Genomic DNA, 15,412 nt, shown 5'->3' on the forward strand with positions numbered 1-15,412 from the left:
CTAAATTTTTATACATAATAGGAGGGCAATATGGCATTTTCATTCCCAACAATAAAAGAGTTAATAAAAATTTTGTCAATTGATTGTACAAGTATCGTTAAGCGCATGACACAGGTAGGTGAAAAATTTTATTACCTCCATTCACCTACTGAGGAATGGAGGTGCGCAGTTATATATGAAGATGACTCTTTCACTACTTTAATCGACGCATTTTCTCATGAACTAGCCGTTGTCATCATTAAAGAAAATCAAGAGCCTTTATGCTGTATAACTGCTCAGCAAATGATTCCTTTTCTTTATAAGTATTACAATGAACTACTAGCTTTTTATAACACTGTTATTCAAACGTCTGATTCTTCTGTTACAGTCATCGACGATAAAGAATGCGTTCGTACTTGGACAGATGGCGCTGAAAAGATTTTTTCAGTGAACCATAATGAAATTATTGGACAACCCATCACCCGTTTTTTTGATTATAAAGATTTAGAAATTCTGCAATCATTACATGACGGAAAAAGCATAATTGCTCAGTTCCATCAGCCACGTCCAGATTTGTTCGTATTAATTAATTCAAACCCAGTTTATTGCAACGATAAAATTATTGGAGCAGTCGTTTCAGAAACGGATGTTACAAATCAAGTCGTATTAAATGAAAAACTATTTAATATGTCGCATGAAATGCACCGTTTAGAACAAGAAGTAGCAAAATATAAAGATACATCCGATCCTTTCCTTGCGATGAATGGAAAAAGCCCTGTTATACAAAGAACGATTCAATTAGCTAGAAAGGTTTGTTCAGTGAAATCCACGGTTTTAATACTCGGAGAAAGCGGAGTTGGAAAAGAAGTGTTTGCGAAAGCAATTCATGAAGCAAGTGAGACAGCAAATGCCCCTTTCATTTCAATTAACTGCGGCGCAATCCCAGAAGCGTTATTTGAAAGTGAATTATTTGGTTACGAGCGCGGGGCGTTTTCTGGTGCAAATAGTAAAGGTAAGAAAGGTAAAATAGAACTTGCACAAGGCGGTACTTTATTCCTCGATGAAATAGGCGAAATGCCGCTCGATATGCAAGTGAAACTTTTGCGTGTACTGCAGGAACGAAAGTATTACCGAGTTGGTGGAGAAAAAGAAATCACTATTGATTTCCGCATTATCGCTGCTACAAACCGTGATTTACAAGAAGAAATGAGAAAAGGAACTTTCCGAGAAGATTTATACTATCGCTTAAATGTAGTTAGCTTGCTTATTCCACCGCTGCGCGAAAGACGAGAGGATATTATCGAATTGACGTACTCCTTTTTAAACGATTTTTCAATAAACTATAACAGGCCTATTCGAGACTTACCTTCAAATATTATGCATGAACTACTTCATTACAATTGGCCTGGTAATATTCGCGAGCTCCGAAACGTAGTTGAAAGACTCGTCGTATTTGCGACAGACGGCATTATTAAACAAGAATATTTACCATTTCATACAAATGAAACTTTAGACAATCATACAGCTCAATCCCTATTACTCAGCAACAATAATACGATTCTTTCTTTACAAGAAGAAATGGATGAGCACGAGAAAAAGGTAATTGAAAGAGCTTTACGCATTTTAGATGGTAATAAATTAGAATGTGCGAAACACCTTGGCGTAACGAGGGCCACTTTATATAACCGTTTAAAAAGACTAGGGTTACAATAAAGTGAAACTTTAATCAGTGGGGGTTTTGTTCATCCCCACTTGATTATCAGCCCTCACCAATTGGACTTTTACGGGCAGCCCGCCCCCCACCTAACTTCTTTGCTTTCACTGAATTTTGAGGTGGAGTCTTACTGCCCAGCAAATAGCGGGATAATCCCTCTCCTCCTCTATATTGGCATAGTTTTTGCATAATAATTTATGTAAACCGAACTAGAGGAGGAATACATATGACGAATAAAGAGAACTTAATTGTTTGTCGTTGTGAAGAAGTTACATACAGACAACTTCAATCGACAATTGCTGAATATAATTGCTCAGCTCGTGAGCTAAAACTAAGAACACGTGCTGGTATGGGTTTTTGCGGCGGTAGAACATGTAGAATGACGATAGAACGAATAGTAGAAAATGCGAAGCCTAACATATCCCAAAATGAAATTCCATTAAAATATCAACCGCCAGTGCGTGCAGTTACTTTTGGAGCGGTAGGTGACAATCAATGAGTAGAATTACACATCACCCTATTTTAGGTAGTTTAAATAGTAGTCAGCGTATCAATTTTCAATTTAATGGTCAACAATATGAAGCATATGGACATGAAACGATAGCGGCCGCTCTACTCGCAAACGGAATAAGAACGTTAAGAGTGCATGAAGATAGCGGAACTCCGCGAGGTATTTATTGTAATATCGGGCATTGTTCTGAATGCCGCGTGACTGTAAACAATCAAACGAATGTACGAGCTTGCTTAACTGTAGTTGAAAACGATATGGTTGTTGACAGCGGAAAACAGCATCCAAATACCGTGAGAGAGATGGTGAAAAAGCGATGATCGATGCAATTATTATTGGTGCAGGACCAGCAGGATTATCAGCTTCCATCTCTTGTGCACGTTTTGGACTTAACGTACTTGTTATTGATGAATTTATGAAGCCGGGCGGGAGATTGTTAGGACAGTTGCATCAAGAGCCTACTGGGGAATGGTGGAACGGAATAGAAGAATCAAAACGTCTTCACGAAGAAGCAAAATCTCTTTCAGTCGATATTCGGTGCGGTGTTTCCGTCTATAATTTAGATAAAGATGAGAGTTGTTGGTTCGTGCATACAAATATCGGTACGTTAGAAGCACCGTTCGTACTAATTGCTACTGGGGCTGCGGAGTATTCTATTCCCCTACCCGGCTGGACACTTCCAGGAGTTATGTCAATTGGCGCAGCTCAAGTTATGACAAATGTTCACCGCGTTCAAGTTGGTAAAAAAGGAATCATTATCGGTGCTAATATTTTGTCATTCGCCATTTTAAACGAATTGCAATTAGCTGGCATCACAGTGGATCATATTGTAATTCCTGAAAAAAGCGAGTTAAGCCAAAAGGCCGGTGAACCAGAAGAAGTTTTAAAATCGCTCTTAAATGCGGCTCACCTCGCCCCATCTCCCTTCCTACGTATAGGTAGCCGTTTTATGAAATATGATTGGATTCGAAAAGCTGGATTAACATTTTATCCAAATAGCGGCATGAAAATAAACGGGACGCCGCTTCATCTTCGTAAAGCTGCACTTGAAATTATCGGTACAGATCAAGTAGAGGGTGTACGTGTTGCTAACATTGACTCTAAAGGGAATATTATTAACGGATCAGAAAAGATCTATGAGGCAGACTTCGTTTGTATAGCCGGAGGTTTATATCCGCTTGCTGAGCTTGCCGCTGTAGCGGGATGCCCTTTCCATTATATTCCTGAACTTGGCGGGCATGTTCCACTTCATTCAGAAGAAATGGAAACCCCTCTTCCAGGTTTATTTGTAGCTGGAAATATTACTGGCATTGAAAGCGGAAAAATCGCGATGGTGCAAGGAACAGTTGCAGGTCTATCTATCGCTAAACATGCAAGTGAGAAACTTGACGTAGTCGACCAACAATTACAACAAGCAATTCAAAACGTTCACTCTGTTCGTCAAAAAGCAGCGATTCAATTTAATCCAATGATTGATGTTGGTAGACGGAAGATGAATGAGATTTGGCGTGCTTTTCAATCATTCGAAGAAAATCAACAAATGAAAGCGTGAAAAACTAGCATATAAAAAAGTGGTGGATTCATTACTACACCTTCTTTTCTAATGTATTAATCAACTGTATTTTAAAAATTAATAGGACTTAACCTAATAAAAATCACACCATCATTCTTCTACCGTGCTTTGAATAATAAAATATAAGATTTCTGAAATATCATATCAAATATAGTCGCGATTTATTTATCGCAATTTATCGAATAGATAAATAAAATTTGTTTTATGTCAAAATTATTATTTATTTGGATAGCCAACTTTGGATTAGATAGATAAAATGATGCAAATACTAAATTGAAGACACTTGAAATACTGGATTTTATTCTAAAAGAAGAAACATACTAGCAATATTAATACAAATAAAAAACTGTTAGAGCATACAGCTCTAACAGTTTTATTGTTCATTATTATTAAATTTCGCTAATGCGTAGATGCCTTCTTCATCATCTAATTCAAGTTGCAATCTTGCTGCAAATGAATTGACGTTGTATTCTCGATCAAGTAACAAGCGTAGTGCTTCGATTAAGTTTGCTTGAATTAAAATTTGCTGGCGACCATTTACCTCTACTTCTGCAGAGAAACCGTAGTCATCATCATACATTAGTTCAACTGAAACTTCTTCTGGACCAACTTGTCTTTTTTCAGCGATATATACGCAAAGCGCATTTATAAGTTCTTGTTCAGAAATTTTTACTGTTTCCATGCTACTTCATCTGCCTTTTTCTTACGTTGATCTTTGAAGTATTTAAATGCACGAACTGCTAACATTACGATACCAGCCATTACTAACATATTTACCATAAACGCTAATACAGAACCAAGTGCTCCCATATTTGCAAATAAGCTACCCATTAGTAAACCACCAAGACCACCTAGTAATAAGCCTTTCATAAAGCCACCTTTATTACTTTTTGGCGCTGTGTTTGTTGCTTTTGTTTTTGAATCAGTTGTCGTTTTTTGTGAATTCACATTAGAATCTTTTTTGTTTAAATCAACTTTTGACTTTTGACCTGAACTTGGTGTATATGATTTTTTACCAGATTTGTAACTTTTCGCTGCCGCATGATCTACGAACATAAAGCTACTAGCCCCAAAGATAACCATGAATGCTGTCATTACTGCTACAAGTTTTTTCAACATATTATATCCATTCTCCTTTTATATAGATATATGTGAAATCTACCTTTCTAGTAAATTCAGAATGATAGATTTATTTTAAAACCATTTTAAAGGTTCTTATGAACTTATTATATGAACTTTTGTCGAAATATGCAAGCATTATTTACTTACGACAATTTCATGACATAGGAAAAATTAAGCAAAACGGAATTGACTTTAAGTGAAACAAAACATATTATAAGTTCATAAGAACTTTTTATAATTTTGGAGGTGAAAAGATGGAAACATTTCATCTCACACGAAACGAAATGGCAACGCTCCTTCTATCACTAAGAGGATGGAATACGAAGAAGCCTCTCGGCATTTTACAAGAAGCTTGGGCAAAGTCACATAAAAAAGATATTGAAAGCGGACAAAGCGTTACTGCTTTTATTACAACCGCACTTTCACCTATTTTTGAAAAATTGATTAAGATTGACGATACGGATGTCGGTTTTTCTTTAAATGAAATAGTTGCGCTTGGCAATCAGATTGAAAACACGAGTTTCTCTGTAACTGCTATGCAAAACTGGGTGAAACGAGATATAAAAGAAATGATTGGCTCACCTCAAAAAGGGAAAAAATACTCAATCGAACAAGCAGCATTACTATTCATTGTCGAAGATTTAAAAACAGCGCTTGATTTTGAATCTATTCGCAAACTATTACGACTCATCGTAAATGACCCGGCCGATCGAAGTGATGATTTAATTAATCCTCTTCATTTATATGTAGCTTATTCTTCTTTATTTGAAGAACTGAATCAAGGGAATTGCTTGCAACTAAATGCTACAGATACAGTTCATACGATTGAAAATATCGTAAAAGAAAAAGCTGATAAAATAGCAAGTAAGTTCGATCAAATTAATAACGAACAACGCGAAGCAATTCGTAACGCTATTATTATCGCCACACTTTCTGTACATACCGCTTATGTACAAATGCTAGCGAAACGATATGTGACAGCAACATTATTTTTACAAAATTTAGATGTGAAACCTTAAAAAACAGGAGCAGATTTGCTCCTGTTTTTTTATATCAATATATCTTTTGTACTATTAAGCTCACATGAAATTCGAAATTGCCCTTCATGAACTTTTTCGGAGACTAAAAAAGTTTTATGTAGACACTTTTATTCTCACTAATATATGAGAAATTTTTAATAATCTTTTCATTATCTCTTCATGAAAACATGGCTTATATCCTTTACTATAATACTTATGAGAGACATAAAAGAATTGAAATGGCAATCCCCTATATGAATAAGGTATAATATACATATAGTGAACCTTTTATATTGTTAAATAAAGGGGCTTATATTCAAAATTCATAAATTAGAAGGTGCAACAATGTTAAGTAGTTTTATTCATTCAGTATTAACATTTTTTGAGGGATTAGGTTATTGGGGCATAATGCTTGGACTTATGATTGAAATTATTCCAAGTGAGATTGTCCTTGCTTATGCGGGATACTTAGTATTCAATGGTAGTATCTCATTTGTAGGCGCAGTTATATTCGGTACAATTGGTGGTGTTATTGCCCAAATCTTTGTTTACTGGATTGGTCGATATGGTGGTCGCCCTGTATTAGAACGTTACGGTAAGTATATTTTCATACATAAAAAACAAATGGATGCTGCTGAAGATTGGTTTAATCGTTACGGAACTGGCGTAATTTTCACTGCACGTTTCATTCCTATCGTTCGTCATGCGATATCAATTCCTGCTGGTATTACAAAAATGCCATTACTACGTTTCACTACATTAACAGCACTTGCGATCATCCCTTGGTCTATCATTTTCATTTATTTAGGTGAGAAACTAGGTGAAAATTGGGAGAATATTAACGATATTGCTGGACCGTATGTGAAATCGTTCGCTATCGGTGGCGTTGTACTTATACTTTTATATTTCGTAATAAAAAAGTGGACAAAAAAACGTAAAAATCTTGCTTAAGATTATAATAAAAACCGCTATAAATTCATTAAGAATTATAGCGGTTTTTATTATCGGCTTGATCATGTATTAGAAATTGTATTATTTCTTTTTTATGCTTTAAGTCATGCTCGATAAGTGATGAAAAATAATTATTTAACCTCAATTTTTTTGTGCCAAATTGATAGTCATTATTAAAATTCCGAGCAGGAATTCGCTCAATTTGGTCTACTAATTGTTTACGAGTAAAGCTAAATTGATCTATTAGTTCTTCTTTTGAAATACCAGACCTTGCATATTTTATTGCACCCTTATTCATTTCCTCAACATCTGTTGGAACGATATGTACAGATTTCCCGCTTACAAAATATGAAATTCTATACTTCATTAAAAACTCATCCCAAACAATAAAATGTGAAATTACATCCGCAATTGCCCATGAACCTTTTTTAAATGGTTGAAACCATATATCCTCCGATATTCCATTCAATGTTTGGCACCATTCTATTAGATTTAACTTTTCTTCCAGAATCCTTCCTTTCTCCATAATGCACTCCTCTTCCACACTAATAATTCATTCATATTAATGATTTCTAGACATTTCATTAAAACCCTCCAGTCTAAGATTTACATGGATAAGCAACAATTCCACCATAAAATACGTATAGTAACTCAAAAAGGATTGATTCCCTATGCATTGGCAGCAAAAAGTACCATACTTAATCGGACGCCCTGTTGGTGTTTCTCTCATTAATGGGCAAGGGACATCCGGCGTTTTATGCGGTGTTCAAAATAATCAATTATTTGTTTACGAATACCTTTACCAAGCCCAGTTCGCCATGAAACATTATGACTTTAGACAAATTCAAGATATACACGCCTTTCCAAATTGCCCACACCAAAATCCTCTATACTAAAAAACAGGAACGGCTTTATTGCCATTCCTGTTTCTATTGTTTATGCATTATTTTTCAGAGTAAAACTTCTGCACTGCTTCATCAAAATAGATCCATCCTTTCCAGCCTAAATGAATTGTATCTTTTAAGAAATACTTATCATATTCATGGCTAGAAAAATCGACTACTGGGTATCCTGCTTTCTCGACTTGATCGCGAACCTTATTATAATACACATCACGACGTTCTTTTGGGAAACCAGCGTAATCATACCACGGTCCGTTTACAGGCACAGAAATAAAGAGTGGTTTTACATTTTTTTCTTTGAAAAGATCTAAAACACTTTGTAAGTCATCATATTCTGGTGAATCATCATACGATTCATTTGCTCTAAAGTTTTTTAAACCTTTTAATTTTTTCTTTAAATTATGTTTATAATAATATGGATTTTCAATTCCGAATGTATTTGTTGTGGATCCTACTTTACCTTCTTGTTCCGCATGTTTACGTGCATCTTCCCAAGAAAGCGAACGTAATCCCATATTTGTTTCCTCTTTCATCGGTTCGATCTTAAATAGAGAGTTAAATAAATCTCGATGATCTAAAATGTTCCGGTACATATACGCTAGCGGTTTAGCTAGTCCAGCTTTTATGTTATGTTTTGTATCGTTATATACAATACTTTCTAGCGAACTACTTAATATCGCATCCTTACGAACAACTTTATAATCTAGTAAACGTTTCGCGATTTTTTTCTTCATTTCAGGCTTTATTTCATCATTAAAAATAAAGTGATAGGCTTGTTGTTTGGAGAAATTATTTGTAAAATCACCTTGTGATACACCGGTTTTTGTAAACCATTGTGGTGAAAGAACAAAGACTACCTTTTTACCTTCTAATTCATCCGTTGTAGACGTCATATTTAATATATGAGCCAAGCTTTGCGTACCACCAGTCCCTATTAAAAATGGAGTAAAACCTGCTGGATTTACTTTAAAATAGTTAGATGGATGATATGCATCCATTCGTAAAAACTCTGATGAACCATACATCGGTAAATACTGCGAATTCTCTAACATTTTCTGTTGCAAGAAAACACTTTGTAATTTCTCTTTTTGTAAGGAAGTTGCTGCATCTTCTATCTTTTTATCGCTTATTAGTGATACTAAACTCTTAGATGGAATAAGCAATACAATGAAAAAGAGTAGACACGCTAAAATAATTGGACCAAAAGCATGCTTCATCTTCATCGTTTATTCCTCTTTCTATTACGAATAAATTGTAACCCTTGTTTATGACACGTCATCATTTTTCTCCTTTTTTCTATACATGTCCCATTCTATTTATCTATTATATACATGTATGTATTTCCTCCCTTGCTCTATTAAGTCCTATACAAATAGCGCAAGAAAATGTTTCCAAAGAAACATGTTAATTATACAAGATTCTACATAAATTTCACACTGGAATTTATGTAATAATTTTATTTTTAAGCGATGAAAAAACTTATAAAATGTCTATAATTCATTTGAAGCTATAAGAAAAAACAGACTATCACATACGTGAAGTCTGTTTCTCCATCACTTTATTTTTGTACATCTGCCCATTTTAAACTTGTAGCTGGACCGAATTGATGTACATATAATTCTTTCACATATGGTTTTTGTAAGTAAGAAAGACCGCGCTGGAATACTGGCGCAATTACCGCATCATCAAGGAGCACTTTTTCCGCATCTTGTAGTGCTTTCCAACGAGCTTTTTCATCATTACCTAACTCTGTTTTAATCTTCTTAATTAAAGCGTCGTATTCTGGATTTGCATATCCTGTATTATTTACGGTACTTCCCGAAAGGAAAACTTCTAAGTATGTCATTGGATCTGGATAATCAGGTAACCAACGTGATAACGACATTTCGTATTCTTTTTTCTTCTCTAACGCTAGTTTTTGCGTATGTGGTTGTAATTTCACATTTACTTTTAGCCCCGGTAAGTTTTTCTCAAGCTGTTCTTTAATATATTCTCCTACTTTTTTAAAGTTCTCTAAGTCATAGTTTAATAGTTCTAACGTCACTTCATTTGTGCCTGTCTCTTGCTTCGCCTTTTCCCAATATTCCTTTGCCTGTTTCACATCCGTCTTATTAAACTCGCCTGCTGTACTTCTAAAATCTTTCTTATCTGGTCCTTTTAAAAATCCTTTTGGTACGTAGTAGTTCGCCGCAACTGATCCGTCATTTAAAAATGATGTCGCCAAGCCCTTTTTATCAAACACTGTACTTAGCGCAAGACGTGCATTTTTATTTTTAAGAATCGGCACATTTTCATTGAAACGGAAGAAATACATAACCGGATCTGTATATTGTTTCAACTCTTTATTATTTTTATATTTATCTACAAATTCTGTTGAAATGACAGCTCTATCAACTTTATCTGTCTCATATAAATTTACCGCAGTTGAAATTTCTTTAACAATTTGATAGTTTACTTCATCTAACTTCACTTCTTTTTTATCCCAATATTTATCGTTTTTCTTCATTGTAAAGCTCGCTTCGTGCTTCCACTCTGATAATGTAAACGGCCCATTATATATCGCTTTATTTGCCTCTAACCCGTATTTATCACCTTGCTCCTTCGCATATTTTTCATTAATTGGATAGAAAGATGGTAAAATGAGTAGTTTCGTAAAATACGGTACAGGATGTTCCAGCTCTACAATGAACGTTTTATCATCCTTTGCTTTCACACCTAATTCTTCTAAGCCTAATTGTTTCTTATTTATCTTCTCCGCATTTTTCACATCGTACGCGATATATGCATATTGAGAGGCTGTATCTGGATTTATAAGTTGCTTCCAAGCATATACGTAATCATGAGCTGTTACTGGATCTCCGTTAGACCATTTCGCATCACGTAAGTGGAATGTATATGTCTTACCATCTTTACTCACTTCATATTTTTGTGCTCCCGCTTGAATCACTTCATCATTTTTCGATAAACGGAATAACCCTTCCATTACGTTATTCAAAACGTTAAATGATACCGCATCTGTTACTTTCCCTGAATTTAATGATGGAATTTCACCCGTTTCTAGTAGTTGTAATACTTTCTTCTCAGCTTTCGGCTTTGTAGCTGTTTTTTCTTTAGCACAGCCTACTAAAAATGAAGATACAAGTAGAGTACTAACTAATGAGTAGCGAACAACCTTTTTCATATAAAGCCCCCCTATCTTTTTTAAGGTAAGTAACGACGAGCACCAGCGTATTCTTCTATATATCCTGGTGTATTTAGCGGTATAATTTCTACCGATCTTTCAGCCTTTGGAGAGTGAATCATATTTCCATCACCAATATACATGGCAACGTGATGAACACTACCTTTTCCTTGATTATGTGCAAAGAATATTAAATCGCCCTTTTGTAGGTTTTCTTTACCAACCGCAATTCCTGCTTTTGATTGTGGCCCAGAATCCCTCGGTATTGTAATGCCATGTGATTTATAAATCGTATGTGTAAATCCAGAGCAATCAAATCCAAAACCACTTGTACCAGCCCATATATACGGTAATCCTAAAAACATTTTTCCGGTGTTTATTAAGTCATCAGCGGTTGGAGTCGGAATATCATTTTGAGAATGGTAAACAGTTCCATCATTTTTCCGTAGCCACGCCTTCTGACCATTTGGCAACAATACGCGGTATGAGATCGTATCTTCACTTAATAGCGGTAAACGCGTATTATAACTGACTTCAAGCGATTTATGTTTTTCAGAAGGGTTAATATATACAATTGCTGTCGGTTTCGTTACTAATACAAAAGGTTCGTTTGTTTTATCTACAAATTCTTGATTATACGTTAATTGTTTTTCAGGCATCCACCCTGGATACCCTTCTTCATTTCGCGGCGTTGGCTGTCCGTGCACTAGTACTTTTACCCAATCACCTTTTTTATCAATTATTGTTACTTCTTGACCGAGTAGCGCTTGCGTTTCTAATTTATTTGCACTCGTTAACCAAAGCTTCTCATCTAGCGTCATTGATTTCGTCCACTTCCATAAATCAACTGGATTTGTCGCACTCGGTGCATCAATTGGTCGTAATGAATCTGGTGCAGTCCATAACGTTGCAGCAGATACATCTATAAATGCTTTACTATCCTTCTTCTCTTCAGCATTCACCGAAGTAAACGATGAAAATATAAATAAAGTTGTTAAAAATGCAGTTCCTACTTTTTTCATATATATCCCCCTTATAAGATAGTTTACTAGGTACTACTTCTAAGATTGTATATTCACTATAGAATGCAGGTTTACCTTTGGACCAGTGTAAGTCATCCCTTCTGGCTCTTCTACTAACCATAATGGTGCATCAAGATCAAAGTAATGAATATTCGGATGTGCCGCAGCTAAATGGGCAACAGCGCTAACTGAAAGTGAAGGTTCCATCATACTTCCAACCATACATTTCACACCTGCTGCTTCCGCAATATCCGCAATTTTCCATGCTTCTCGTATGCCACCGCATTTCATTAATTTAATATTAAGTAGGTCTGCATATCCTCCTTGGACAATCTTTAATGCGTCTCTTGCCGAAAACATACTTTCATCTGCCATAATAGGCGTTTGTACATTGTCCTTCACGTACTTTAATCCTTCCCAATCTTTCGCATGAACTGGTTGTTCTACAAATTCTATATTTAAATTTCTATTCTCCATTTCTCTAATAATAGAAACCGCTTCTTTCGGTTTCCATCCTTGATTTGCATCTAAACGTAACGTCGTATTCTTTGGTACTACATTTCGAATTGCCTCTATGCGTTCTAAATCTAAATGTGCCTCTTTACCCACCTTAATTTTTAATGTTTGGAATCCCTTTTCGATATGCTTTTTCGCTTCTTTTGCCATTAATAAAGGCTCATCAACACTTACTGTAATATCAGTATAAATCTCTTTCTTCCCACCTAACAATGCATATAACGGTATGTTGTGAAATCGACAATATACATCGTATAAAGCCATATCTACCGCCGCTTTCGCACTTGTATTTCCTATACAGCTCATTTGAATGTGTAACAATAACGTTTGAAATTGCAGCACATCTTTATCAACTAATACGGAGCGAATTGGCCCTAATATTGCTTCCTCAATCCCGTTGGCAAAATCACCTGTAATAACCGGTGTTGCTGCAGCAGCTCCTTTTCCAACAATCCCTTCATCTGTATGAATAAACACATCTATACTTTCGATTTCCGTTACAGTGCGAAGCGCAGTTTTAAACGGTGTATGAAGCTTTACATGTCGGCGGTTTACCTTCACATCGGTAATTTTCATTTTGTTCATCCTTTCATTGTTTATAGAGTGATACTTTAATATCCGGGTGGCTTTTCCGTTAATGCGAAACAAAAAAATCCAGCCATAAGAAGATTCTTACGGCTGGATTTTGTCTATGAATGGGTAGACAAAGCAGCGATCTGATTATATTTTTTCTGTGCATCCTTTAGCGCTACAAGTAGCGCCTTTTGAGACGAACCGAAGTACCGATTTTTTATTTCTGTTACTAATGCTGGGTCATTAATATTTTTATGTAGAAACAAATATTTAACAAATTGAGATGTTAATGTAATTGTGGCTGAGCAATCTGCATCTACAATTTCCCCTGTATCCTTCTCAAGTACAAATGCTACAAAATAACTTTTGAACTTTTCGGTAATGGGATTATTTTGAGGTGCTTTCGCATCCCCTACGACGTAAATTGTATTTGAAGCGTACACAGCTATCTTCCTTTCTTATACGAGGATAACGGTTTTCTTAACAGACGTATAAGCTGTTAACTCAACGTTGATTAAAAAATGTATCCGATTACCTTGTATTATATAAAATTGACAGAATTTTAACAACATTTATTTTGACATATATTCCATAATTATGAAAATCTCTTGAAACAATTAAAATCGGCTCAAACTTCTCATTTTTACAATATGTCATTGCTCCTTGTACCATGACATTCACACTACAAACAACTTTTCCCTCATACATCAAAAAACAGTTAGCTATCGCTAACTGTTCCACCACTTCACTTTGGCAATACGAATATTGTTTCGTTTGACTTAGAAAATTGATACTCTTTTCTAGCAAACTTTAAAATCTCTTCTTCATTATCGGTTAAATTCTCAATGTTAATCTTTAAAGAACCTTGATCTTTCTTTAAAGAAACTAATTGTTTCTTTTGATTTGTTATTGTATTTTTTTTGCCATTAATTACTTCTTGTTGTTTCGTTAAAATATATTGAACGTACAAAGTAGTCGCAGCAATAAAAATGAACATGAAAATAAAACGCCTTAACTTCTTCTTATTTATAGTTCGCTTGTCGTTAGGCTGTGATAGTTGCTCTGGTATATTAGGAACATTGACTCTTTTGAGTTTCCTCATTTTCAAATCCCCCTAACCCATATTTTCTCACTACCATAGGTACGATCTCTTACTAACTTAAATTCTATTCTTATAAAATAACCTCCTTCACAAAAAAATCTCACAAATTAACCAATTAGAGATAGCGTTCGACGACATCTCTGTATTTAAAATGAGAATTTTTATTTATGCTGCTATAAAATAGTAGTTTATGTTATTCTTTTTCCCTAATTGTAGAAAACATTTTTACACATATAAATTCTAGTTTTGCATACCGATGTTATAACATGCTTACAAGGAGGAAAAATGATGCACTACCGTACATTAGGTAAAACTGGAATTACTGTTTCTGAAATTGGCTTTGGAGCGTGGGCGATTGGCGGCGATGAATGGGGTCCTGTTAACGACAAACAATCTATAACCGCTATGAAAAAAGCAATTGAATGTGGCGTAAACTTTATTGATACTGCTGATGTATACGGATTAGGACATAGTGAAAGGTTAGTAACTCAAGCAATAAGAGAGCACCGTAATAATATCGTTTTATCAACGAAAGGCGGTTTAATTGGGCATCACTATGATCCAAGTGGAGAGCCTGTTTATAATACTGCAGAAAAAGTGATCGCAGTATTTGAAACTAGCTTACTGCGCCTAGAAACAGATTATATTGATGTTTATTTCTGTCACATTTGGTGGGATAAACAAGAAGAAACAGAAGCATTTTTACGAGCATTTGAAATATTAAAACGGGACGGAAAAGTAAGAGCTGTTGGTGTTTCAACTCACGACATACAATATATAAAACACTTCAATAAAAACGATGAAATTGATGTTGTGCAACTTGATTACAACATATTAAACCGAAAACCAGAAAACGACATACTGCCCTACCTACAGGAGAACAATTTAGGAGCTGTTATACGCGGCCCTTTAAAAATGGGGATATTAACTGGAAAATTTACAAATAAAACAACTTTTCTTGACGGAGATTTACGCAAAGAATGGCCAAAAGAAAAGTGGTTTCAAGAAGATTTACAAAAAGTAGAGAAACTACGATTACTCTCAAATGAAAATCAAACCTTAGGGCAACTTGCACTTCGTTATGTCCTCACTCATCCAGCGGTATCGGTCGCAATTCCTGGCGCAAAAACAGAAAAACAAGCGAAAGAAAATGCAGACTCGTCTATCCGTCCGATTCTTACAGATGAGGAATTAGCGCATATTCAGTCAATATAAAACAAGACCAGCAGCTGGAAATATCCAACTGCTGG

General features: G+C 35.3%; 18 protein-coding genes. 8 read left to right on the forward strand and 10 right to left on the reverse strand.

The genetic code is table 11. The features are described from left to right. The first annotated feature begins 30 nt into the window (after positions 1 to 30). From JFU23_RS01840 to JFU23_RS01855, 4 genes are all read left to right on the forward strand, one after another. Positions 31 to 1,692, forward strand: a complete 1,662-nt coding sequence (locus JFU23_RS01840; protein ID WP_201031203.1) for a sigma-54 interaction domain-containing protein — start codon at positions 31 to 33, stop codon at positions 1,690 to 1,692. 227 nt (positions 1,693 to 1,919) lie between these two features. Continuing rightward, positions 1,920 to 2,192, forward strand: coding sequence for a (2Fe-2S)-binding protein (locus JFU23_RS01845; RefSeq protein WP_201031204.1), 273 nt, complete (start codon positions 1,920 to 1,922; stop codon positions 2,190 to 2,192). Further along, positions 2,189 to 2,521, forward strand: a complete 333-nt coding sequence (locus JFU23_RS01850; protein WP_201031205.1) for a (2Fe-2S)-binding protein — start codon at positions 2,189 to 2,191, stop codon at positions 2,519 to 2,521. The genes JFU23_RS01845 and JFU23_RS01850 overlap by 4 nt, the downstream gene beginning before the upstream one ends. Then, the gene (locus tag JFU23_RS01855) at positions 2,518 to 3,753 is read left to right on the forward strand and encodes an NAD(P)/FAD-dependent oxidoreductase (RefSeq protein ID WP_201031206.1); all 1,236 of its coding nucleotides are present in this window, start codon (positions 2,518 to 2,520) and stop codon (positions 3,751 to 3,753) included. The genes JFU23_RS01850 and JFU23_RS01855 overlap by 4 nt, the downstream gene beginning before the upstream one ends. Positions 3,754 to 4,147: 394 nt before the next feature. On the opposite strand, the gene JFU23_RS01860 is transcribed toward JFU23_RS01855, so the two are convergent. Beyond that, positions 4,148 to 4,456 carry a YxcD family protein gene (locus JFU23_RS01860; RefSeq protein ID WP_201031207.1) on the reverse strand — a complete coding sequence of 103 codons (309 nt, stop codon included), beginning with the start codon at positions 4,454 to 4,456 and terminating at the stop codon, positions 4,148 to 4,150. After that, a complete protein-coding gene (locus JFU23_RS01865) occupies positions 4,444 to 4,893 on the reverse strand; it encodes a hypothetical protein (RefSeq protein WP_002032604.1) in 450 nt (149 codons plus the stop codon). Before JFU23_RS01865 ends, JFU23_RS01860 begins: the two co-directional genes overlap by 13 nt. A gap of 257 nt (positions 4,894 to 5,150) precedes the next feature. Between JFU23_RS01865 and JFU23_RS01870 the strand changes: the two genes are divergently transcribed. Both JFU23_RS01870 and uptA read left to right on the forward strand, forming a co-directional pair. Then, on the forward strand, positions 5,151 to 5,915 hold the full coding sequence (locus tag JFU23_RS01870; protein ID WP_002085036.1) for a DUF1836 domain-containing protein: 765 nt from the start codon (positions 5,151 to 5,153) through the stop codon (positions 5,913 to 5,915). 345 nt (positions 5,916 to 6,260) lie between these two features. Next, the gene (gene uptA, locus JFU23_RS01875) at positions 6,261 to 6,866 is read left to right on the forward strand and encodes an undecaprenyl phosphate transporter UptA (RefSeq protein WP_002032601.1); all 606 of its coding nucleotides are present in this window, start codon (positions 6,261 to 6,263) and stop codon (positions 6,864 to 6,866) included. 28 nt (positions 6,867 to 6,894) lie between these two features. On the opposite strand, the gene JFU23_RS01880 is transcribed toward uptA, so the two are convergent. Next, on the reverse strand, positions 6,895 to 7,392 hold the full coding sequence (locus tag JFU23_RS01880) for a DinB family protein (protein ID WP_002165617.1): 498 nt from the start codon (positions 7,390 to 7,392) through the stop codon (positions 6,895 to 6,897). A gap of 145 nt (positions 7,393 to 7,537) precedes the next feature. On the opposite strand from JFU23_RS01880, the gene JFU23_RS01885 reads away from it, so the two are divergent. After that, entirely contained in the window at positions 7,538 to 7,762 is a 225-nt protein-coding gene (locus JFU23_RS01885) for a hypothetical protein (RefSeq protein WP_002032598.1), read from the forward strand. A 47-nt stretch (positions 7,763 to 7,809) separates the two neighbouring features. Here JFU23_RS01885 and dltD read toward each other — a convergent pair whose 3' ends face one another. The 7 genes from dltD to JFU23_RS01920 form a co-directional block, all read right to left on the reverse strand. Continuing rightward, on the reverse strand, positions 7,810 to 8,991 hold the full coding sequence (dltD, locus tag JFU23_RS01890; protein ID WP_201031208.1) for a D-alanyl-lipoteichoic acid biosynthesis protein DltD: 1,182 nt from the start codon (positions 8,989 to 8,991) through the stop codon (positions 7,810 to 7,812). 335 nt (positions 8,992 to 9,326) lie between these two features. After that, positions 9,327 to 10,949, reverse strand: a complete 1,623-nt coding sequence (locus JFU23_RS01895) for a peptide ABC transporter substrate-binding protein (RefSeq protein WP_002142109.1) — start codon at positions 10,947 to 10,949, stop codon at positions 9,327 to 9,329. A gap of 20 nt (positions 10,950 to 10,969) precedes the next feature. Continuing rightward, complete coding sequence (locus JFU23_RS01900; RefSeq protein WP_201031209.1) at positions 10,970 to 11,971, reverse strand: C40 family peptidase; 1,002 nt, start codon at positions 11,969 to 11,971, stop codon at positions 10,970 to 10,972. A gap of 39 nt (positions 11,972 to 12,010) precedes the next feature. Further along, complete coding sequence (locus tag JFU23_RS01905; RefSeq protein ID WP_201031210.1) at positions 12,011 to 13,072, reverse strand: dipeptide epimerase; 1,062 nt, start codon at positions 13,070 to 13,072, stop codon at positions 12,011 to 12,013. A 104-nt stretch (positions 13,073 to 13,176) separates the two neighbouring features. Beyond that, positions 13,177 to 13,503 carry a DUF3870 domain-containing protein gene (locus JFU23_RS01910; RefSeq protein ID WP_201031211.1) on the reverse strand — a complete coding sequence of 109 codons (327 nt, stop codon included), beginning with the start codon at positions 13,501 to 13,503 and terminating at the stop codon, positions 13,177 to 13,179. Between the two features lie 88 nt (positions 13,504 to 13,591). Then, positions 13,592 to 13,867 carry a hypothetical protein gene (locus JFU23_RS01915; RefSeq protein ID WP_201031212.1) on the reverse strand — a complete coding sequence of 92 codons (276 nt, stop codon included), beginning with the start codon at positions 13,865 to 13,867 and terminating at the stop codon, positions 13,592 to 13,594. Next, positions 13,806 to 14,162, reverse strand: a complete 357-nt coding sequence (locus JFU23_RS01920; RefSeq protein WP_078179081.1) for an FtsB family cell division protein — start codon at positions 14,160 to 14,162, stop codon at positions 13,806 to 13,808. The genes JFU23_RS01915 and JFU23_RS01920 overlap by 62 nt, the downstream gene beginning before the upstream one ends. A 288-nt stretch (positions 14,163 to 14,450) precedes the next feature. Between JFU23_RS01920 and JFU23_RS01925 the strand changes: the two genes are divergently transcribed. After that, a complete protein-coding gene (locus JFU23_RS01925) occupies positions 14,451 to 15,377 on the forward strand; it encodes an aldo/keto reductase (RefSeq protein WP_033715770.1) in 927 nt (308 codons plus the stop codon). The last annotated feature ends 35 nt before the right edge of the window (positions 15,378 to 15,412 follow it).

Origin of the sequence: Bacillus sp. TH50, from assembly GCF_016650565.1 — a bacterium.
Taxonomy (GTDB): domain Bacteria; phylum Bacillota; class Bacilli; order Bacillales; family Bacillaceae_G; genus Bacillus_A; species Bacillus_A mycoides.

Excerpts from the sequence above, each read along its gene's own strand:
- JFU23_RS01870 (WP_002085036.1), top strand. The coding sequence starts at position 5,151 with ATGGAAACATTTCATCTCACACGAAACGAAATGGCAACGCTCCTTCTA.
- JFU23_RS01885 (WP_002032598.1), top strand. The coding sequence starts at position 7,538 with ATGCATTGGCAGCAAAAAGTACCATACTTAATCGGACGCCCTGTTGGT.
- JFU23_RS01900 (WP_201031209.1), bottom strand. The coding sequence starts at position 11,971 with ATGAAAAAAGTAGGAACTGCATTTTTAACAACTTTATTTATATTTTCA.
- JFU23_RS01845 (WP_201031204.1), top strand. The coding sequence starts at position 1,920 with ATGACGAATAAAGAGAACTTAATTGTTTGTCGTTGTGAAGAAGTTACA.
- JFU23_RS01860 (WP_201031207.1), bottom strand. The coding sequence starts at position 4,456 with ATGGAAACAGTAAAAATTTCTGAACAAGAACTTATAAATGCGCTTTGC.
- JFU23_RS01920 (WP_078179081.1), bottom strand. The coding sequence starts at position 14,162 with ATGAGGAAACTCAAAAGAGTCAATGTTCCTAATATACCAGAGCAACTA.
- JFU23_RS01880 (WP_002165617.1), bottom strand. The coding sequence starts at position 7,392 with ATGGAGAAAGGAAGGATTCTGGAAGAAAAGTTAAATCTAATAGAATGG.
- dltD (WP_201031208.1), bottom strand. The coding sequence starts at position 8,991 with ATGAAGATGAAGCATGCTTTTGGTCCAATTATTTTAGCGTGTCTACTC.
- JFU23_RS01840 (WP_201031203.1), top strand. The coding sequence starts at position 31 with ATGGCATTTTCATTCCCAACAATAAAAGAGTTAATAAAAATTTTGTCA.
- JFU23_RS01895 (WP_002142109.1), bottom strand. The coding sequence starts at position 10,949 with ATGAAAAAGGTTGTTCGCTACTCATTAGTTAGTACTCTACTTGTATCT.
- JFU23_RS01905 (WP_201031210.1), bottom strand. The coding sequence starts at position 13,072 with ATGAACAAAATGAAAATTACCGATGTGAAGGTAAACCGCCGACATGTA.
- JFU23_RS01865 (WP_002032604.1), bottom strand. The coding sequence starts at position 4,893 with ATGTTGAAAAAACTTGTAGCAGTAATGACAGCATTCATGGTTATCTTT.
- JFU23_RS01925 (WP_033715770.1), top strand. The coding sequence starts at position 14,451 with ATGCACTACCGTACATTAGGTAAAACTGGAATTACTGTTTCTGAAATT.
- JFU23_RS01850 (WP_201031205.1), top strand. The coding sequence starts at position 2,189 with ATGAGTAGAATTACACATCACCCTATTTTAGGTAGTTTAAATAGTAGT.
- JFU23_RS01855 (WP_201031206.1), top strand. The coding sequence starts at position 2,518 with ATGATCGATGCAATTATTATTGGTGCAGGACCAGCAGGATTATCAGCT.
- uptA (WP_002032601.1), top strand. The coding sequence starts at position 6,261 with ATGTTAAGTAGTTTTATTCATTCAGTATTAACATTTTTTGAGGGATTA.